This window comes from Cohaesibacter sp. ES.047 (assembly GCF_900215505.1).
Lineage (GTDB): Bacteria > Pseudomonadota > Alphaproteobacteria > Rhizobiales > Cohaesibacteraceae > Cohaesibacter.
The window spans coordinates 4,653,026-4,672,062 of the sequence record NZ_LT907844.1 but is presented as its reverse complement, the minus strand read 5'-3'; the positions used below and the strand labels follow the sequence as shown (position 1 = coordinate 4,672,062).

The window sequence follows — 19,037 nt, the reverse complement described above, 5'->3', positions numbered from 1 at the left end:
AATAAACAAAAAAACCGTCTCCTACCATTAAGTGGTCAAAATCACTAAGGATGGGGAGGAGGCAAAACCCATTTGCAGCCAGACTTGGTGTCTCGCTGTTAAAAGGAGATAAGTTGTGGCCCGTATTGCTGGCGTCAACATACCGACGAACAAGCGTGCAGTTATCGCGCTTCAGTATATTCATGGTATTGGTGCGAAGTTCGCCCAAGAAATCATCGAAAAGGTGAATATCGCTCCGGAGCGCCGTGTGAATGAGCTCTCCGACGCAGAAGTCCTGAAAATCCGCGAGCTGATCGATTCCGATTATCTGGTGGAAGGGGATCTTCGTCGTCAGACCTCCATGAACATCAAACGGCTGATGGACCTTGGCTGCTATCGCGGTCTGCGTCATCGTCGCGGTCTGCCTGTTCGCGGTCAGCGCACCCATACCAACGCACGTACCCGTAAGGGTCCGGCGAAAGCGATCGCTGGTAAGAAGAAGTAATCCACGGCTTGTCCGGTGGAGCCGCTGGAGTTACGGCGGTGTAGAGATCGAGGTTTATAAAATATGGCAAAAGATGCCTCGCGCGTTAAGCGCCGTGAACGTAAAAATATTACGTCTGGCGTAGCGCATGTTAATTCGACGTTCAACAACACCATGATCACCATCTCTGATGCGCAGGGGAACACCATCTCCTGGTCTTCCGCAGGTACAATGGGTTTCAAGGGCTCTCGTAAGTCCACCCCGTTTGCTGCTCAGATGGCTGGTGAAGATGCCGGCAAAAAAGCTGCCGAGCATGGCATGAAAACCTTGGAAGTTGAGGTTCGCGGCCCGGGTTCAGGGCGTGAGTCCGCTCTGCGTGCCCTGCAGGCGTCCGGTTTTACCATCACGTCCATTCGCGACGTATCGCCCATTCCGCACAATGGATGTCGTCCGCGCAAACGCCGTCGCGTCTAGTAACCACCAGATACTCTGGGATCCACGACGGGATCTACCAGAGCATCTCCCCGAAAGAAGAAAGGGTTGAGACGTGATTCAGAAAAACTGGCAGGAATTGATCAAGCCAACCAAGCTCGAAATCAATCCGGGCGATGACGAACTGCGTCTCGCCAAGGTGGTTGCTGAGCCTCTGGAACGTGGTTTTGGCATGACCTTGGGCAATGCCCTGCGTCGTGTTCTGCTGTCTTCCCTTCAGGGTGCAGCGGTGACCGCTATCCAGATAGATGGCGTTCTGCATGAATTCTCTTCCATTGCAGGTGTCCGTGAGGACGTGACGGATCTGATCCTGAACGTCAAGGAAATCTCTCTGCGTATGGAAGGCGAAGGCCCGAAACGCATGGTTCTCCGCAAGGAAGGACCCGGTGTGGTACGGGCTGGCGACATTCAGGTCGTCGGGGATGTTGAGATTCTGAACCCTGAGCTTGCCTTGTGCACGCTCGATGTGGGCGCAGAATTGCGCATGGAATTTACCGTGGATAGCGGTAAAGGTTATGTGACGGCTCAGCAGAACCGTCCGGACGATGCTCCGATCGGTCTTATTCCGGTCGACAGCCTTTATTCCCCTGTTAAGCGCGTCGCTTACAAGGTCGAGAACACCCGTGAAGGTCAGGTGCTCGACTATGACAAGCTTATCATGGACATCGAGACCGATGGTTCGGTCAAGCCTGATGATGCGGTTGCTTTTGCAGCACGTATTCTTCAGGACCAGTTGTCCATCTTCGTCAATTTCGAAGAGCCGGAGAAGGAAGTCGTACAGGAACAGACCCAGGAGTTGGCATTCAATCCTGCTCTGCTCAAGAAAGTCGACGAGCTGGAACTGTCTGTCCGTTCGGCAAACTGCCTGAAGAACGACAACATTGTTTACATCGGTGATCTTATCCAGAAAACGGAAGCGGAAATGCTCCGCACGCCGAACTTTGGACGCAAGTCGCTCAACGAGATCAAGGAAGTCCTTGCACAGATGGGTCTGCATCTGGGTATGGAAGTTCAGGCATGGCCGCCTGAAAATATCGACGATCTCGCCAAGCGCTACGAAGATCAGTATTAATTCACGCCAGCGGTTTGGAACCGCCGGACAGGATATAAGGAGAGGGCAATGCGCCACGGCAAATCAGGTCGCAAGCTCAATCGGACCGCTTCTCATCGCAAGGCTATGTTCGCCAACATGGCAGCAGCCTTGATCAAGCATGAGCAAATCATCACCACCCTGCCCAAGGCGAAGGAACTTCGCCCGATCGCAGACAAACTGGTAACCTTGGCCAAACGCGGCGACCTGCATGCACGTCGTCAGGCAATTTCCCAGATCCGCGACAAGGATATGGTAGCGAAATTGTTCAGCGCCCTTGGCCCACGCTACGAAGAACGCAAAGGTGGCTACACCCGCGTCCTCAAAGCTGGCTACCGTTATGGTGACAACGCTCCGATGGCTGTGATTGAATTCGTGGATCGTGATGTGGAAGCACGCGGTCTGGATTCTGGTCCGACCCAGGAAGTTGAGACCGAAGACGCAGCATAAGCCTTGCGTATCGGTATTGAATGGAAAAAGGGTGGCCTCGTGCCGCCCTTTTTTGTTTTGTCCCCCGGGGATGGAGGATCCGAGAGGCTATGGTTGCCGCGCGCGATCAAAGGCTTTATTAAATCTTGGCAAGGGTCGGGAAAAAGTCCCGGCCTTTCCCTTTTTCTGCCGTGGATCGGTTGGATATTGATCAGACATGCATATGTCTTGATGCAAGAGATTCACTCTTGTGTGGTTTCCAATCAGCCGGGAGAATCGGTTGATCGGAAAGCAGCAATATGTCCTTTGACCGCAGACTATCGCGCGTGTGTTGATTGGCGCGATAGACTCTAAAAGAGGTAGCAAAATGATGAACAGGAAAAGCCTTGCTGCTGTGTTCGCCTTGGTCCTGGCCGCCGGTGCCGGGGGCGTGATCGCTCAATATATCGGGTCTTCAAATGCGTCGGCCCCGATCTCCGCCGTCACTCCAGTTGCCGATCCCGCGCCCGTTCAACCCGTTGTCCAGCCTGTTTCCCAACGCGTTCCGGAAAGTCGGAGCGAAATGCAGCTCAGTTTTTCTCCGGTCGTCAAATCGGCAACACCGGCCGTCGTCAACGTCTATGCGACGCGGAAGGTTCAAACCCGCTCTCCCTTTTCTGGTGACCCCTTTTTCGAACGCTTCTTTGGCGGGCGTGGTTTCGGAGCGCCCCGTGAACGAGTTCAGCGCTCGCTCGGGTCTGGTGTGATCGTTGATGCAAGCGGCGTGATCGTCACCAACCACCATGTCATCGACGGTGCAACGGAGGTGAAGGTGGCACTGGCTGACAGACGTGAGTTTGATGCGGATGTGGTGCTCGATGAAGAGCGCTCCGATCTTGCCATTCTCAAAATCCGAGATGAGGGCGAGGATCTGCCCTTTCTGACCTTTGCCAATTCTGATGATCTGGAAGTAGGCGATCTGGTGCTCGCGATCGGTAACCCCTTTGGCGTTGGCCAGACGGTGACCAGCGGCATTGTCTCTGCACTGGCTCGGACGCAGGTCGGGGTGTCCGATTATCAATCCTTTATCCAGACCGATGCGGCCATCAACCCGGGTAACTCGGGCGGCGCATTGGTGGATCTGAGCGGCAAGCTGGTCGGCGTCAATACGGCTATTTTTACCCGTTCGGGCGGCTCGAACGGCATTGGCTTTGCTATCCCTGCGAACATGGTTCGGCTGGTTGCCGAGGCTGCCATTTCCGGCAAGAAGGTTCAACGCGCCTGGTTCGGCGGGTCGATGCAGACCGTTTCCTCCGACATTGCAGACAGTCTGGGTCTAGACCGGCCGCAAGGCGTGCTCGTCACGGATGTTCAGTCCTCAAGCCCGGCGGCAAAGGCAGGGCTTGAAGTCGGCGACCTCATCCTGACGGTCAACGGCAACAATGTGGATAGCCCGGAGGCCTTTGGCTACCGGTTTGCCACGATTGCGATCGGCGCGCCGGTCGAGGTGACGATCCTTCGGCAGGGCAAACGCTATTCGGTGTCGATGTCAGCCGAGGTCGCCCCCGAAACGCCGCCGCGTGATGCGCGCGAGTTGGGGGGCTATTCGCCATTTTCGGGAACAACGATTTACAACCTGTCACCTGCTGTTGCGCAGGAGATGGGAATGGACAGCAACCAGACGGGCGTTATCATTGCAAAGGTTAAGGACGGCTCGACTGCGGCGCGGCTGGGCGTCAAGGTGGGCGATGTCATCCGCAAAGTGAATGGTGAGGTTGTCCGCGACACCAATGTGCTGGAAGTCCTGTCGACTCATGAGTTCCGCCTGTGGCGGCTTGAGATTGAACGGGATGGCCAGCTAATCAAGTCTGTAATCAGCGGATAGCAATGTGAGCAATCTTTTCGAAAAGGCCGGCCTTGACGAACCCGTCAGCGCCAGCGGGATGAGCGATCAGTCGCAGGCGGGCGGAACCCGCCCGCTGGCTGATCTGCTGCGTCCAAGGCAACTGTCCGAAGTTGTGGGGCAGGGCCATCTGGTCGGCCCCGATGGGACGCTCACCCGGATGCTGAACAGTGGATCGCTCGGGTGTCTGATCTTGTGGGGGCCTCCCGGCACAGGCAAGACAACGGTGGCGCGACTGCTGGCGGACGGCACGGACCTGCATTTCGAACAGATCTCGGCTATCTTTTCTGGCGTGGCGGACCTCAAGAAGGTGTTCGAGGCTGCCCGTGATAGGCGCCGGATGGGCAAGGCCACGCTGTTGTTTGTTGACGAGATCCACCGCTTCAACAAGGCGCAGCAGGACAGCTTCCTGCCGGTGATGGAAGATGGAACGGTGGTGCTTGTCGGGGCGACGACTGAGAACCCGTCGTTTGAGTTGAATGCTGCGCTTCTGTCGCGCTCTCAGGTCTTGACCTTCAAGAGTTTGGACGAAGAGGCCATTGGTAAGTTGCTGTCGCGAGCTGAAGAGGCGCTGGGGCAAAGCCTGCCTCTTGATGATGAGGCGCGGGATGCGCTTGTTCGCATGGCCGATGGGGATGGACGGTCGTCGCTGACGCTGGCGCAGGAGGTTTGGCGGGCCGCGCATGAAGGCGAGGTTCTCACGGCCGAGCAGCTTGGGTCGATCCTGCAGCGACGGGCTCCGGTGTATGACAAGTCAGCAGATGGGCACTACAATCTGATTTCGGCGCTTCACAAGTCCATCCGAGGTTCGGATCCTGATGCGGCGCTTTACTACATGTGCCGGATGATCGATGCGGGTGAGGATCCGATCTATCTTTTGCGGCGGATGACGGTGATGGCGTCCGAGGATATTGGCCTTGCCGATCCCAATGCACTGGTTATGGCGCAGGCAGCGCGGGAGGCGTTTCAACTGATTGGAGCGCCAGAAGGCTATTATGCCCTTGCCGAGCTGGCGATCTATCTTGCCACCGCACCCAAGTCCAACAAGGGCTATCTGGCTTTCCATGCCGCGATGAAGCTTGCCAAGAAGGCCGGTTCCCTGCCACCTCCCAAGCATATTCTTAATGCGCCGACCAAGCTGATGGCCAATGAAGGCTATGGGGATGGTTATCGGTATGATCATGACGAGCCTGATGCCTTTTCCGGGCAGGATTATTTCCCCACCGAATTGGGCCGAAGACAGTTCTACGAGCCGGTGGAGCGTGGGTTCGAGCGCGACTTGCGAAAGCGTCTGGATTATTGGTCCAGACTAAGAACGGAACGGAATAGCAAATGAGTCACTTTGTCTTTGTCGCCATTGGTGGTGCTGCCGGTGCCAGCCTGCGCCACCTTGTGGGTATGATGGCCCTGCGGTCGCTCGGCAGCGGTTTTCCCTTTGGGACCTTTATCTGCAATGTCGTTGGGTCTTTCCTGATGGGCCTGCTCATCCATCTGCTTGCTGTGCGCTTCCAAGCCAGCACCGAAGTGCGTCTGTTGCTGACCACGGGCCTGCTGGGTGGTTTCACGACCTTTTCCACCTTCTCGCTGGATGTGGTGACCCTGACCGAGCGTGGGCAAATGGGGATTGCCCTGTTTTATGTTGCATTGTCGCTGGCTGGCGGTATTGTGGCCCTCTTTATCGGACTGAGTGCGGCGCGCGCGCTGGTTTGATGGGCATTTTACAGGCAATTGCGACGCACTCCTATTGGAGCAGGCGACGAGCGAGAGGATTATGGCAACCATTCAATTCCGCGATGTGACGGGCGACGAAGACGGGATGCGTCTGGACCGATGGTTCAAGGAGCATTATCCCGGCCTGTCCTTTGGTCAGCTGCAAAAGCTTCTGCGCACCGGACAGGTGCGCATCGATGGCAAGCGGGTCAAGACCAACGCGCGGCTGGCAAAAGGCCAGCAGGTTCGCATCCCGCCGCTTGCAACAGATGAGAAATCTACCAATGCAGCCCCCAAACGGGCGATGCCGCGTGTGGATGACAAGGACGACGAGTTCCTGAAATCGATCATGCTCTATGAAGACAAGGACATCTTTGTCTTCAACAAGCCTGCCGGCCTGGCCGTGCAGGGAGGGTCGGGCATGTCGCGCCATGTTGATGGCATGATGGAAGCCCTGCGTGATCGCAACGGTCAGAAGCCCCGCCTTGTGCATCGGCTCGATCGGGACACTTCCGGTGTTCTGGTGGTGGCGCGCAAGCGATCCATTGCCGAGGCACTGACACGGGCTTTTCGCGAACGAACGACACAGAAAACCTACTGGGCGCTGGTGCGCGGTGTTCCCAAGCCGCATCAGGCGCGCATCTCAACCTATGTGGCCAAATATCAGGCTGAAGATGGCGACCGCATGCGGATTGCCAAACATGGTGATGATGGTGCACAGCATGCAGTCACCCATTATTCGGTGGTTGAGAACAGCGGCCAGAAAATGTCGTGGCTCGTGCTCAAGCCGGTGACCGGCCGGACCCATCAGTTGCGTGTCCATGCCGCCTATATGGACTGCCCGATCATTGGTGATCCGAAATATTTCAATGTCGATAACTGGGAATTCCCGGGAGGCATTCAGAAAAAACTGCATCTGCACGCACGGCGGATTCGCATTCCCCATCCCAAAGGCGGCATTCTTGATGTGACCGCACCACTGCCGACCCATATGCAACAAAGCTGGAACCTTCTGGGCTTTGATGTTGCTGATTATGATCAGGATATCGAAGATGAGCTCGGGACTGAAAACTGAGCTCTCCGCGTTTTGCCTTCCGACTTCCTATCATTTGTGAATTGAAAGGACGTGCCCGTCATGAGCCTCAAGCTTTTTATTTTTGATTGCGACGGCACACTTGTCGACAGTGCGCACACGATTATTGAGGGCATGGAACAAGCCTTCGGGCAGAATGGGCTCGAAGCGCCCACCCCAGAAGCCACGCGGTCGATCATCGGCTTGTCGCTGCCAGAGGCGATTGCGCGGCTCGATCCCTCGCTGGATGAGACCATGCGCGATCGGCTTGTCGAAGGCTACAAGGATTTCGTGATTGCCAAGCGAGAGCAGGGCGAGGCGGAAGAGCTGCTCTATCCGGGTGCCAAAGAGGCAATCGAGGGGCTTGCTCGGGAAGAAAACGCGCTGCTTGGTATCGCAACGGGCAAGGCCTATCGCGGTGTGCTGCATCTGTTCAACAGCTATGACTGGCATGATCTCTTTGTCACCGTGCAAACCGCCGACAGGGCGCCGTCCAAGCCGCATCCGGGCATGATCCATCAGGCCATGCAGCAGACGGGTGTCGAGGCTGCAGACGTCTTGATGATCGGTGATACGACCTATGATATGGAAATGGCAGTCAATGCCGGTGTCACCGGTGTCGGGGTGACCTGGGGCTACCATAGCGAAGACATGCTGACGAAGGCCGGTGCGCGCCATATGGTCCACGATTATGGCTCGCTGCATCGGTTGCTTGCCTGCATGCTTTGATCGCGCTGAGGGGAGAGTGATGATGGCTGAAGACGAGAATGGCGGCGAAGTCGAGACGTTGATTGGCGGCTTCGTTCCCGGACAAAAGGACAGCACCGAAACACCCATGATGCGGTCCAAGGAAGTGCAGAAAGCGCCCTTGCCCAAGCGGTTCTACAAGGATGTCTCCATCGATGAAGACGGTGGGAGCTTCCGGATCCTGCTCGACGGTCGGCCCATTCGCAGTCCGGCCAAGAATGTCGTCACCGCTCCGCGTCTTGCGCTCGCCGAGGCCCTGAGGGCGGAGTGGGATGCGCAGGAGACAGAAATCAATCCGGCGCAAATGCCGCTGACGCGTCTGTTCAACTCCACCATTGATGGTGTCGAGGACGCGCGTGAGGCCATGCTGGACGAGATCGCTTCCTATCTCAGCCATGATCTTCTATGCTATCCCGCTACGCACCCAGCACGTCTGGTGGAGCGTCAGAAAGCCCATTGGCTGCCGGTGCTCGATTGGGCCGAGGGTGAGCTGGGTGGCCGGTTTGTGCAGGCAAGCGGCATTCTTGCAGTAGAGCAGTCCCCCTTGATGGGCGTGACCTTGCGTGGCCTGTGGCAATCCCTTGATCGCTTTGAGCTTGGGGCGGCGCATGTCCTCATGACGCTGACAGGCTCGGCGCTGCTGCCCTTTGCCTTTTGGCGCGGGTTCCTTGATGAAGAGGCCATGTGGCAGGCGGCGATGGTCGATGAAGACTGGAATATCGAAATGTGGGGCGAGGATGAGGAAGCTGTTTTGCGCCGGGCGTTCCGCCGCAAAGACTTTGACGCTGCGGTTCTCGTGATAAAATCGCACCGAGACTAATGTTTTATAAGTAAAACAATAGTATAATCCATTGAATTATACGATTCGGTCAATCGCTCGTCCGATTGGCCAACTATTGATGGCCTCTGATATGTGTTACTCCGTAGGGTGTCACTTAAACGCGATCAGAGGCTTCTTACCCCATGTCACAAATACTGGAAGAGCTGGAACGGCGCCGGGCGCAGGCGCGGGTCGGGGGCGGTGAGCAGCGCGTCAAGGCGCAGCATGCTCGTGGCAAATTGACAGCGCGCGAACGCATCGCGGCGTTTCTCGATGAAGGGTCCTTTGAGGAGTTTGACATGTTCGTGCAGCACCGATGCACGGATTTCGGCATGCAGGACATGAAAATGCCCGGTGATGGCGTGGTCACCGGTAGTGGCACGGTCAATGGTCGCGTTGTCTATGTCTTTGCCAAGGACTTTACGGTTCTGGGTGGCTCGCTATCGTGGACCCATGCCCAGAAGATCATCAAGATTCAGGATATGGCGCTCAAGAACCGCGCGCCGGTTATCGGTCTGTTCGATGCGGGTGGGGCGCGTATTCAGGAAGGCGTTGATGCGCTCGGGGGCTATGGCGAAGTCTTCCAGCGCAATGTTCTGGCCTCTGGCGTCATTCCGCAAATCTCTGTCATTCTGGGGCCGTGCGCCGGGGGAGATGTCTACTCGCCGGCCATGACGGACTTCATTTTCATGGTGCGGGACCGCTCCTACATGTTCGTTACCGGTCCTGAGGTCGTGAGGACGGTGACCAACGAGGATGTTTCAGCCGAGGATCTGGGCAGCGCCCATGTGCATACCTCCAAGTCCTCGATTGCTGATGGAGCCTATGACGATGACGTCGAAGCGCTGTTGCAGATGCGGCGGTTGGTCGACTTTCTGCCCTCCAACAACATCAGCGAAGCGCCTGAGATAGACAATTACGACCCTTGGGATCGGGTGGACATGTCGCTCGATACCCTCGCGCCCGACAATCCCAACAAGCCCTATGACATGAAGGAGCTGATCCTGAAATGCGTTGATGAGGGTGATTTTTTCGAGATTCAGGAAGCCTTCGCCAAGAATATCATCGTCGGTTTTGGGCGGATTGAAGGGCGCACGGTGGGGATTGTCGCCAACCAGCCCATGGTACTGGCTGGGGTGCTGGACAGCGATTGTTCGCGCAAGGCGGCCCGCTTCGTGCGATTCTGCGATGCCTTCGGTATTCCGATCGTGACCTTTGTCGATGTGCCGGGCTTCCTGCCCGGTACCGATCAGGAATATGGCGGGCTGATCAAGCATGGCGCCAAGCTTCTGTTCGCCTATGCCGAGGCGACCGTGCCGAAGGTGACCATCATCACGCGCAAGGCCTATGGCGGGGCCTATGACGTCATGGGGTCAAAGCATCTGAGGGGGGACATGAATTATGCCTGGCCCAGTGCGCAGATCGCCGTGATGGGGGCCAAGGGGGCGGTGGAGATCATTTTCCGCAAGGATATCCATGACAGGGAAAAGATCGCCAAGCACACCAAGGATTACGAGGATCGGTTCCTGTCACCCTTCGTGGCTGCTGAGCGTGGTTTCATCGATGAAGTGATCATGCCGCATTCGACGCGCAAACGGATCGTCAAGGCGCTGCGCATGTTGCGCAACAAGACGTTGGAGAACCCTTGGAAGAAGCACGACAACATCCCTCTGTGATCATGGCAGAGCGATGTTCAAGCGTCTCGGTTAACATAGGGAGCCTGATAGCAGGCGGTGTTCGTTAGGTCCCTAGCTGGCGATCTCCTGAGGAAACGCGTCGTCCTGTGCATAAGCTGTGTGCAGTGCCTCAATACCGGTCAGATCGATCTTTTCCAGCATCTCGTCGATATGCTCACCATTGAGTGTGAAGTCTGGAGCGACGTCCTTGAGCGGCACCAGAACGAAGGCGCGTTCGGCGATCAGAGGATGCGGAATGGAGAGGTCATCTTCGTGTACCTGCTCGTCGCCATAGCTCAGAATGTCGATATCGATGATCCGCGGACCCCAACGCTCGCCACGCTCACGGCCCATGCGCTTTTCCACTTCAAGACAGGTTTTGAGCAGTTTTTGCGGGCTGAGGGTCGTGTGTATGGTCGCACAAGCATTGATAAAATCGGATTGGTCGGTCTTGCCCCAAGGTGGCGTGCGATAAAACGGAGACCGGGTTAGAACCTTGATCCCTGGCCGTCTAGAAAGACTTGCCAGTGTTTCTTCAATTGTAATAGATGGATCGCCAATATTTCCACCAAGGCCTAAATATACTTCGACACCACTGTTACTCATTGTCATAATCCTTGCGCGATCTGGTAATTTCGACGGCAATATCCTTTACAATAGCAGGAACTGGTGCCTCAGGCTTGCGTAATTTCACTTGGACAGATTGTATTTTTGGGAAGCGAATTAAAAGCGCCTGTGCAACCTGCTCGGCCAGAGCTTCGATCAGCTTGAATCGCTTGGTGGTGACGATCCGCTCGACTTCCTGTGCGATGTGGTCGTAACGCACCGTTTGGTCTTCGTCGTCGCTGAGGCCTGCGGGCTTCAAATCCAGATAGCAATCGAGATCGAAATAGAAGCGCTGTCCGAGGCGGGCTTCTTCCTCATAGACGCCATGATAGGCAAAGAAAGCAAGGTCTCTGAGAATTATCCGATCCATAGCTCAGCTTCCGGGGTAGGTGTGAATGGCGTGTGCGACGGCGAGGGCGTCCTTGTGGGCGGCGACATCGTGGACACGGAAGATGGTTGCGCCCTTGGTCAGCGCCAGAACATTGGACGCCACTGTACCGTGGACGCGGTCCTTGGGCTCTCGCCCGGTGATGTGGCCGATGAATCGCTTGCGTGACGTGCCGATCAGCAAGGGATATCCCCATGCGTGCAATTGATCAAGTCCGGACAGAATGAGCAGATTGTCCTCGACAGATTTTCCAAAGCCGATGCCCGGATCCAGAATGATCAAGTCCTCATCGACACCGGCCTTGAGAGCGATCTCGATGGACCGATCAAAGAAGGCTTTCATCTGGGTGATGAGATCCTTGTCTGCATCGGGCTCCTTTTCCCAGTGATTGATGATGACCGGTGCGTGATGGGCCGCGGCAGCCTTGGCGATGTCCGGTTCGCGCTGCAGGCCCCAGACGTCATTGACAACATGAGCCCCGGCATCGAGCGCTTTGTCCGCGATGCGGGCCTTGTAGGTGTCAATCGAGATGACACGGCCCAGATCGGCGCTGGCGATGGCGCGAATGGCGGGGAGAACCCGTTGCAGCTCTTCCTGCTCTTCCACCAGACTGGCGCCGGGGCGGGTTGATTCCCCGCCGATGTCGAGGATATGCGCGCCTTCTTCCGCCAGTTGTTTGGCATGGGCGAGAGCGGCGTTTTCGGTCAGGTGCTCGCCACCATCGGAAAAGGAATCCGGGGTCACGTTGATGACGCCCATGATCAAAGGGTGTTTGGCGGGGTGCCACCGGAGTGGACCCAGCGGGCGAGGTGCTGCGGCGTTTGGCACGTGGGGCCTCCCTCTGTCAGTTTGGGTGTTTCGTTGCTCAGAACGGTCGGGCTCTTTTCGAAGCCATTCTGGATGCGCGCTGCCTGATCACAACAAGATCACAACCCATAGCAGCCGGAGTATGGCCTGATTGGTTTCGCTGCTTTTCAAAGTGTCGCATCCGCTCTTCATACGAAAGGTTGAATGAATATGGCGAGTCCTTTTTCTTCCAAGTCATTCAAAAGTTCAAAGCGGCGCGTTTTATTAGACGAATTGCCTGATCCATTTTCCAATTCTGGCCGATAGTCCGAGTTGTTCCGCCATTGGGGGCGTTTTACAACCAATTATGCGTAGAAACTCTGATTATGCGGGATTGTCATGTTCGAGAAAATTCTGATTGCCAATCGCGGTGAAATCGCTTGCCGCGTAATCAAATCAGCTCAGAAGATGGGCATCAAGACCGTTGCGGTTTATTCCGATGCCGATGAGGATGCACTGCATGTGCAGTTGGCTGATGAGGCTGTGCGACTGGGGCCGCCACCTGCGACCGAGTCCTATCTGCTTGGGGACAAGATCATTGAAGCCTGCAAGACGACCGGGGCAGAGGCGGTGCATCCGGGCTATGGGTTTCTATCGGAGAATGCCGCCTTCTGCGAGGCTCTGACTGACGCGGGCATCACCTTTATCGGTCCGCCGCCGAACGCCATTCGCGCCATGGGCGACAAGATCGAATCCAAGAAATTTGCCCTTGATGCCAAGGTGTCGACCGTACCGGGCGACATGGGGGTGATCGAAGACCCTGATGACGCGGTGCGCATCGCCAGAGAGATCGGCTATCCTGTGATGATCAAGGCCTCTGCTGGCGGCGGCGGCAAGGGCATGCGGGTAGCGTGGGATGATGGCGAAGCCCGAGAAGGATTCCAGCTCGCGCGCTCGGAGGCGAAATCGTCCTTTGGAGATGATCGTTGCTTTATCGAGAAATTCGTCGTCGGGCCCCGGCATATCGAGATTCAGGTGCTGGCGGACACGCATGGCCATGCGATCCACCTCAATGAACGCGAATGCTCCATTCAGCGCCGAAACCAGAAGGTGATCGAGGAGGCGCCGTCGTCTTTCCTTGACCCCAAAACGCGCAAGGCGATGGGGGATCAGGCTGTCGCACTGGCCAAGGCCGTGGGATATCATTCCGCCGGGACTGTGGAGTTCATTGTCGACAAGGACAAGAATTTCTACTTCCTGGAAATGAACACCCGCCTGCAGGTCGAGCATCCGGTGACCGAACTGATCACCGGTGTCGACCTTGTCGAGCAGATGATCCGGATTGCAGCGGGGGAGCCTTTGACCCTGCAACAGACTGATGTGCCGATCAACGGCTGGGCCATCGAGTCCCGTATTTATGCCGAGGATCCGTTTCGCGGCTTTCTGCCATCAATCGGGCGACTGGTCGACTATCGACCACCACGGGAGAGCGAAGTGGATGGCCTGACCATTCGCAACGACACCGGCGTTGTTCCGGGATCCGAGATATCGATGTTCTATGATCCCATGATCGCCAAGCTCTGCACCCACGGGCAGAGCCGCATTGAGGCCATCGACCACATGTCTCAGGCGCTTGATGCTTTCTATGTTGATGGGATCGATCATAATGTCCCGTTCCTGTCGGCCTTGATGCAGCATCCGCGCTGGCGATCCGGTGACATCACGACGGGCTTCATCGCCGAGGAATATCCCGATGGCTTTGAAGGGGCGATGCTTGATATCGAGACGGAGGTGGCGCTTGCATGCGTTGCCATGTCGATGGAGATCGTGCGGCAGGATCGCCTGATGCATTTTCGTCTGGCCAAGGAGCTGGACGAGATGGCCATGCACGAATATTGGGTTGTTGCCTTTTCCAAGGAGCGGCGGCATGAGCTGCGCTATTGTGGCGGCTTGCCCTCAACCCCGATCGACATGGAGATCCAGTTGCCGGTTGGCAAGGTCGTCTCGGTGCGCTCCGACTGGGTTCCGGGGCAAAAGCTATGGACTGGCACCGTTGATAATGTGCCGATGGTTGTTCAGGTGCGCTCAGGGCTTAACAGCTATCGACTGTTCCATCAGGGGGTGAGGGAGGTCGTCAAGGTGATGCGGCCCCATGTTGCCGAGATGGAAGCCATTTTGCCAATTCGTGGCCAGCCGGATACGTCCAACCTTCTGCTTTGTCCGATGCCCGGGCTGGTGGTTTCGATTGCCGTAAAGGAAGGCCAGACCGTTCAGACCGGTGAACCTCTGGCAACCGTTGAAGCCATGAAAATGGAGAATGTGCTAAGGGCCGAGCGGGAGCAGGTGGTTGCCAAGATCCTTGTCCAGCCGGGGGCCAGTCTTGCCGTTGACGATGTCATCATGGAATTCGAAACCGAAGAGGACGGTGACGAGGAGGCCAGTGAGAAAGCCCATAAGAAAGCCAATGAGAAAATTAGTTAGAAAATTAGTGAGAAAGCATAATCTCAGATTGGCGCGCGGCGGTTGTGTCATTCCCATATACGCATGAAAAAAGCCCGGCGCTTGTGGCGTCGGGCTTTTGTTTTTTAAAAGTCGATGCGGTGTAAAGACAGGGAAACCCGGTCGAAAAGTTGAACCACTTGGTTCTGATACTCTTTTCCCGCTGCGGCCCATCCAAGTCCCAAAATGCCGGTCAGCATGAGGTATTCAATGGCCACGCTCGCTCTTTCGTCCTTCAGAAAGGACAACAGCGTCTGTTTGGACATGTTGCCTCCTTAGGTTGTCTTGCGCACCTTGGTTGTAGCTTAACAGTTTGTTAAAGAATACCAATTTGTTTATTGATGTTTAGTTTTGGTTAACCACTGCGCCGCCATTGCCGCTTCCCTCGCTCTGCTTTCTGGGCTTGCGCATTTTCAAGATAAAAAACGGGCATGTGGGTAGCCTTTGGCATCGGCACTGCGAGCTGTGAGCTCATCGGGGTGATCTGAGCGTAATTCTAGGCTGTTGGCCCAAAAAGCGTCTCAAACTCTTCCCTCAGGGTCATGTCGACATCGGCGAGAGTGACCGGATAGCCAAGATCGACAAAGCTGGTCACGCCATGCTTGGCAATGCCGCACGGAACGATGCCGCCATAATGCTCAAGGTCCGGTTCGACATTGAGGCTGATGCCGTGGAACGTCACCCATTTGCGCACTCGGATGCCGATCGCTGCAATCTTGTCTTCGACGCCCTGTCCCTTTTCTGGCCGGGCGACCCAGACACCGACGCGATCCTCCCGCCTTTCGCCACGAATGTTGTGGGCTTCCAACGTGTTGATGATCCACTGCTCAAGGGTTGCCACAAACAGGCGGACATCCTGGGCTCGGCGCTTGAGGTTGAGCATGACATAGGCGACCCGTTGGCCGGGGCCGTGGTAGGTATATTGTCCGCCGCGCCCGGTCTCAAAGACATCGAATCGATCCGGTGACACCAGATCGACGGGGTCGGCGCTGGTCCCCGCCGTATAAAGCGGTGGATGCTCAAGCAGCCAGACGCACTCGCGTGCTTTTCCTGCCGCGATGTCCGCAATGCGCGCTTCCATGAAGGCGAGCGCTTCGGGGTAGGGCACCAGATCGTCGGAAATCAGCCATTCAACTGTATCCGGGCCGTTGGCATGCATCTGATTGGTCTGTTGTGAGGAGCCCAGAATGTCTGAGCGGTCTTTTGCGGGGTGGGTCATTGCTTTTCGATCTGTGGTCAAGATTGCCGAATTGGCACGGGAAATGCTGTTCGTTAATCGTTCATTTACCAAGACGGGTAACACTTTGTTAAGTTGGCACCCTGATGGTGTCTTACATAAGTGTTTCAGTGCTCCGTGGCTAGCACGGAAGGGTTAGATGTGACAAATCTTGATAGCATTGCGATCGATATCTCCGTCGAGTTGGGCGCCACCACCATTCCGATTCATCAGCTTCTGCGCATGGGTCGCGGTGCTGTGATCGAACTGGATGCGCATGAGGAAGATGATTGCCTGATCAAGGCCAATGACACGCCCGTTGCGCTGGGGCAGGTGATCCTGCGGGGCGAAAAGGTCGGAATTTCGATCACCAAGGTTCTCAACCGCAGCGCCGACTGGCGTCCGTTGCGCGGTATTGCTCGCGTCGAAGGATAGGGCGAAATCAAGCCTTTGCGCCATTCTGCGCATGACAAGCAGCTGCCAAAAACTGAACTGTCATCAAGTTTCCACATTTGTTGTTGATCGCACGCTTATTCGCTTGTCTGCCATATCCGGATTTGCTAGTTACACGCCACCAACAAGGCGAATGCCTTGTAAGCCAAAGGCTTGCGGCCGTGGCGGAATTGGTAGACGCGCAGCGTTGAGGTCGCTGTGGGGTAACTCCCGTGGAAGTTCGAGTCTTCTCGGCCGCACCATTCTCTCTTGTAGAGAATTGATTTTCCTATATAATTTGAAAATGATGAGGGCCAGCCCACCAGCTAAAGCGTGTCGCAGTTAATGAGATTCAGGATTCCCATTTTTTGCCAATTGTGATTCCCTTTGAGAAAAGGGGATCATCATGGGCAAATCACTTCCTATTGCATTGCGCGAACGTGTTGCTTCATTTGTTGATGCCGGTCATTCGCATCGGGCGGCCGCCAGCCATTTCCGCGTGTCACCACGGTTTGTCAATAACCTGATGCTTCTCAAGAAAGAGACGGGTTCTGTGCAGCCTCGCAAGCAAGGCCGACCAGACAAAGGCAAGTTGGGTGTGCATCATGAATGGATCACAAGGCGCATGTCTGAGAATGGCGATCTGACGCTTGATGAGCTTTGTCTGGAATTGGCTGAACGCGGGGTCCATGTGCATCGCTCTAGCGTTGGGCGCGTGCTTCACAGGCTCGGCCTGAGCCATAAAAAAAAGTCTGGTAGCCACTGAACAGCTACGGGCCGCGATTGCTCATGATCGGTATGTATGGATCAATCAGCGCCGGCCTTTCTTCAACAAAGCATTGTCCCGATTGATCTTTATCGATGAGACATCAACCAACACGAAGCTGACCAAACGGTCTGGATGGTCACCAAAAGGACAGCGCTATCGCGCCCACGCTTCTTTTGGTCATTGGAAATCCCAGACCTTCATCGCTGGTTTGAGATCCCGTGGGATGGTTGCGCCCTGGATCGTCAATGCTCCGATGAACCGACGTATCTTTGAAACTTGGATTGAAACTCAACTACTGCCGACCCTGTCAGCTGGCGACATCGTCATCCTCGATAATGTCGCCTTCCACAAAAGTGAGAAAGCTCAAAAGCTCGTCAAATCAAAGGGAGCATGGCTGCTGTTTCTTCCGCCATATTCACCGGACCTCAATCCCATCGAAATGGCATATTCCAAACTCAAGACACTGCTGCGCAAGCGAGCAGCCAGAAGCTTCGATACAATCTCAGACGCGATCGGTGACATTTGTGACCTCTATTCTGCCAAGGAGTGTCTGAACGACTTCAAAGCTGCCGGGTATGAGGTTAATTAATTGCGATATGCTTTAGCCCACCATTTGTTTGGTATTGGGATCGAGGTATGCCTCGATTTGTTCCGTTGGAACATATGCAGCGCCATCCCTTCTTATTATCGTGAATTGTCCCTTTTGAACCTTTCTGTAGAGTGATGTTTTGCCAATTCCCAAGAGCTCGATTGCCTGGGACACGCGCACCATCTTTGGCTTTATAAACTGGTTCATTCTGCTTTCCTCTCCGTTGCCCGCTTTTCTTCTTTCAGCTCTTTGCGGATTCACTTCGCTTTGTGTTCGATTCGTTCAAAGACGCGGTGCCAAATGCTTGCGCGAGCTGCCCACAATTTTGATCTAGCTGCTTCGCATTCGATTTAGCTCGACTCATAGATTTCAAGGTCAATTTCCTTCATCGCCTCGCCCTCGCTATCAGCCTCTTGCATGTGTCTTCGTCTCCGGTGTGTTTGTGCAGGTCCAGAGCGAGCTGGACTGCGTCTTGCCATTGCCACCCCATGGCGGTCCAGAAGCGGACTTCATTCATGCTGTGCTGGCTGGCGTGCATTTGAAGAATCATCGGAAGAACGAACCGGTCGTCGGGCTTCTCCCGCATGCCCGTGTGCCGCTTGTTCAAGGGAAGGCAGGAGGACCGGAGATGGCAAACCTGAACTCCCGGACGTCCTGTGATGACACAGGGAAGGGTGGAGACGAATGCAAGATGGAGCCTGTCCTCCTGACGCGGGGCGCGGAAGGTCTGGCCGGATTGTATCGGGGCTAGTGAACCCATTGACGGGCCTCCTGCAGTTGGGCCTTCAGACGTTTGGTCCTGGCTGCAAGGACCGTAACCAGATCGAAGAGCAGCTCATTCATCTCAAAGGCCCGGGAGAGATTGGTTGTTGTTCTGTGCCTGGTCGTGAGCTGCTCGAGCCTTTCCAGCTGCAGGGCTTCAAGGGTGGCATACTGTGCCTGAAGGGTGGTCAGCTGCTGGTGTAGCTGGCGGATCTCCTGATCCTTGTCTGGCGTGGATGATGGCGTGGATGGTGTCTGATGATCGGGTGCCATTATGCGACCTCACAGAGTTGTTGGATGTCTTCGTGCTGATAAAGGCAAGAGAAGTGGTTGGCTCCCACCTCTGCCTCAAGGGACAGGAGATAGGGCTCCACGCCTCTTGTCGCCTGATAATGGACATAGAGCGGGGTCATTGCTGTTGCTCTCTGTCCAGATCGGCGCGGCGTTGATGCACGGCCTTGTTGGCAAGTGTCTGGAATACCTCTCCGGCGTCCAGCACATCCTGTCCGAACTCGGAGTGCGGATTTCAGAAATACCGGACAACGATTTCACGAAAACCCGGACAGCGATTTCAGTAATTCGCGAACAGCTGAGTAATGGCTGATCCTT

General features: G+C 55.7%; 22 protein-coding genes, 1 tRNA gene and 1 pseudogene. 16 read left to right on the top strand and 8 right to left on the bottom strand.

Annotation, left to right across the window (positions count from 1 at the left end; translation table 11 throughout):
• The first annotated feature begins 115 nt into the window (after window positions 1-115).
• The 11 genes from rpsM to CPH65_RS21420 all read left to right on the top strand — a co-directional run bounded on the left by rpsM (window position 116) and on the right by CPH65_RS21420 (window position 10,381).
• Complete coding sequence (rpsM, locus tag CPH65_RS21470) at window positions 116-484, top strand: 30S ribosomal protein S13 (protein ID WP_096175723.1); 369 nt, start codon at window positions 116-118, stop codon at window positions 482-484.
• 63 nt (window positions 485-547) lie between these two features.
• Window positions 548-937, top strand: coding sequence for a 30S ribosomal protein S11 (rpsK, locus tag CPH65_RS21465; protein WP_096175722.1), 390 nt, complete (start codon window positions 548-550; stop codon window positions 935-937).
• A gap of 73 nt (window positions 938-1,010) precedes the next feature.
• The gene (locus CPH65_RS21460) at window positions 1,011-2,027 is read left to right on the top strand and encodes a DNA-directed RNA polymerase subunit alpha (RefSeq protein WP_096175721.1); all 1,017 of its coding nucleotides are present in this window, start codon (window positions 1,011-1,013) and stop codon (window positions 2,025-2,027) included.
• Window positions 2,028-2,075: 48 nt separating this feature from the next.
• Window positions 2,076-2,495 (top strand): 50S ribosomal protein L17, encoded by a 420-nt coding sequence (rplQ, locus tag CPH65_RS21455; protein ID WP_096175720.1) that lies wholly within the window; start codon window positions 2,076-2,078, stop codon window positions 2,493-2,495.
• Between the two features lie 346 nt (window positions 2,496-2,841).
• Window positions 2,842-4,338 carry a DegQ family serine endoprotease gene (locus CPH65_RS21450; RefSeq protein ID WP_244574478.1) on the top strand — a complete coding sequence of 499 codons (1,497 nt, stop codon included), beginning with the start codon at window positions 2,842-2,844 and terminating at the stop codon, window positions 4,336-4,338.
• Window positions 4,339-4,342: 4 nt separating this feature from the next.
• Window positions 4,343-5,692, top strand: coding sequence for a replication-associated recombination protein A (locus CPH65_RS21445; protein WP_371359363.1), 1,350 nt, complete (start codon window positions 4,343-4,345; stop codon window positions 5,690-5,692).
• Window positions 5,689-6,066, top strand: coding sequence for a fluoride efflux transporter CrcB (crcB, locus tag CPH65_RS21440; protein WP_096175719.1), 378 nt, complete (start codon window positions 5,689-5,691; stop codon window positions 6,064-6,066). The genes CPH65_RS21445 and crcB overlap by 4 nt, the downstream gene beginning before the upstream one ends.
• 61 nt (window positions 6,067-6,127) lie before the next feature.
• Window positions 6,128-7,141 (top strand): RluA family pseudouridine synthase, encoded by a 1,014-nt coding sequence (locus tag CPH65_RS21435; protein ID WP_096175718.1) that lies wholly within the window; start codon window positions 6,128-6,130, stop codon window positions 7,139-7,141.
• A 60-nt stretch (window positions 7,142-7,201) separates the two neighbouring features.
• Entirely contained in the window at window positions 7,202-7,867 is a 666-nt protein-coding gene (locus tag CPH65_RS21430; protein ID WP_096175717.1) for an HAD-IA family hydrolase, read from the top strand.
• Window positions 7,868-7,889: 22 nt separating this feature from the next.
• Entirely contained in the window at window positions 7,890-8,705 is an 816-nt protein-coding gene (locus tag CPH65_RS21425; RefSeq protein WP_096176559.1) for an ATP12 family chaperone protein, read from the top strand.
• 143 nt (window positions 8,706-8,848) lie between these two features.
• Window positions 8,849-10,381 carry an acyl-CoA carboxylase subunit beta gene (locus CPH65_RS21420; RefSeq protein ID WP_096175716.1) on the top strand — a complete coding sequence of 511 codons (1,533 nt, stop codon included), beginning with the start codon at window positions 8,849-8,851 and terminating at the stop codon, window positions 10,379-10,381.
• A 72-nt stretch (window positions 10,382-10,453) separates the two neighbouring features.
• Here the strand turns inward: CPH65_RS21420 and folK are convergent, their stop codons facing one another.
• Genes folK through folP form a run of 3 tightly spaced genes read right to left on the bottom strand, consistent with a single transcriptional unit; the run spans window position 10,454 to window position 12,203 of the window.
• Entirely contained in the window at window positions 10,454-10,987 is a 534-nt protein-coding gene (gene folK / locus CPH65_RS21415) for a 2-amino-4-hydroxy-6-hydroxymethyldihydropteridine diphosphokinase (RefSeq protein WP_096175715.1), read from the bottom strand.
• Window positions 10,980-11,357, bottom strand: a complete 378-nt coding sequence (gene folB, locus CPH65_RS21410; protein ID WP_096175714.1) for a dihydroneopterin aldolase — start codon at window positions 11,355-11,357, stop codon at window positions 10,980-10,982. Before folB ends, folK begins: the two co-directional genes overlap by 8 nt.
• A 3-nt stretch (window positions 11,358-11,360) precedes the next feature.
• The gene (gene folP / locus CPH65_RS21405) at window positions 11,361-12,203 is read right to left on the bottom strand and encodes a dihydropteroate synthase (protein ID WP_244574477.1); all 843 of its coding nucleotides are present in this window, start codon (window positions 12,201-12,203) and stop codon (window positions 11,361-11,363) included.
• Window positions 12,204-12,560: 357 nt separating this feature from the next.
• On the opposite strand from folP, the gene CPH65_RS21400 reads away from it, so the two are divergent.
• Window positions 12,561-14,642 (top strand): acetyl/propionyl/methylcrotonyl-CoA carboxylase subunit alpha, encoded by a 2,082-nt coding sequence (locus tag CPH65_RS21400; protein ID WP_096175712.1) that lies wholly within the window; start codon window positions 12,561-12,563, stop codon window positions 14,640-14,642.
• Window positions 14,643-14,746: 104 nt separating this feature from the next.
• Here CPH65_RS21400 and CPH65_RS21395 read toward each other — a convergent pair whose 3' ends face one another.
• On the bottom strand, window positions 14,747-14,926 hold the full coding sequence (locus CPH65_RS21395) for a Flp family type IVb pilin (RefSeq protein WP_096175711.1): 180 nt from the start codon (window positions 14,924-14,926) through the stop codon (window positions 14,747-14,749).
• 230 nt (window positions 14,927-15,156) lie between these two features.
• Complete coding sequence (lipB, locus tag CPH65_RS21390) at window positions 15,157-15,819, bottom strand: lipoyl(octanoyl) transferase LipB (protein ID WP_244574669.1); 663 nt, start codon at window positions 15,817-15,819, stop codon at window positions 15,157-15,159.
• 219 nt (window positions 15,820-16,038) lie between these two features.
• Between lipB and CPH65_RS21385 the strand changes: the two genes are divergently transcribed.
• The 3 genes and pseudogenes from CPH65_RS21385 to CPH65_RS25105 all read left to right on the top strand — a co-directional run bounded on the left by CPH65_RS21385 (window position 16,039) and on the right by CPH65_RS25105 (window position 17,666).
• Window positions 16,039-16,311: a FliM/FliN family flagellar motor switch protein gene (locus tag CPH65_RS21385; RefSeq protein WP_096175709.1), complete on the top strand. Its 273-nt coding sequence runs from the start codon at window positions 16,039-16,041 to the stop codon at window positions 16,309-16,311.
• Between the two features lie 173 nt (window positions 16,312-16,484).
• Window positions 16,485-16,571, top strand: a tRNA-Leu gene (locus tag CPH65_RS21380).
• Between the two features lie 143 nt (window positions 16,572-16,714).
• A pseudogene (locus CPH65_RS25105) lies at window positions 16,715-17,666 on the top strand (IS630 family transposase).
• 385 nt (window positions 17,667-18,051) lie between these two features.
• Here the strand turns inward: CPH65_RS25105 and CPH65_RS21365 are convergent.
• From CPH65_RS21365 to CPH65_RS24045, 3 genes are read right to left on the bottom strand one after another with little or no spacing between them, the layout of a single operon-like run.
• Window positions 18,052-18,426, bottom strand: a complete 375-nt coding sequence (locus tag CPH65_RS21365; protein WP_096175707.1) for a hypothetical protein — start codon at window positions 18,424-18,426, stop codon at window positions 18,052-18,054.
• Window positions 18,414-18,701, bottom strand: coding sequence for a hypothetical protein (locus tag CPH65_RS21360; RefSeq protein WP_096175706.1), 288 nt, complete (start codon window positions 18,699-18,701; stop codon window positions 18,414-18,416). Before CPH65_RS21360 ends, CPH65_RS21365 begins: the two co-directional genes overlap by 13 nt.
• Complete coding sequence (locus CPH65_RS24045; protein WP_157747842.1) at window positions 18,701-18,841, bottom strand: hypothetical protein; 141 nt, start codon at window positions 18,839-18,841, stop codon at window positions 18,701-18,703. Before CPH65_RS24045 ends, CPH65_RS21360 begins: the two co-directional genes overlap by 1 nt.
• Between CPH65_RS24045 and CPH65_RS21355 the strand changes: the two genes are divergently transcribed.
• Window positions 18,841-19,032, top strand: a complete 192-nt coding sequence (locus tag CPH65_RS21355; RefSeq protein ID WP_096175705.1) for a hypothetical protein — start codon at window positions 18,841-18,843, stop codon at window positions 19,030-19,032. The genes CPH65_RS24045 and CPH65_RS21355 overlap by 1 nt on opposite strands.
• The last annotated feature ends 5 nt before the right edge of the window (window positions 19,033-19,037 follow it).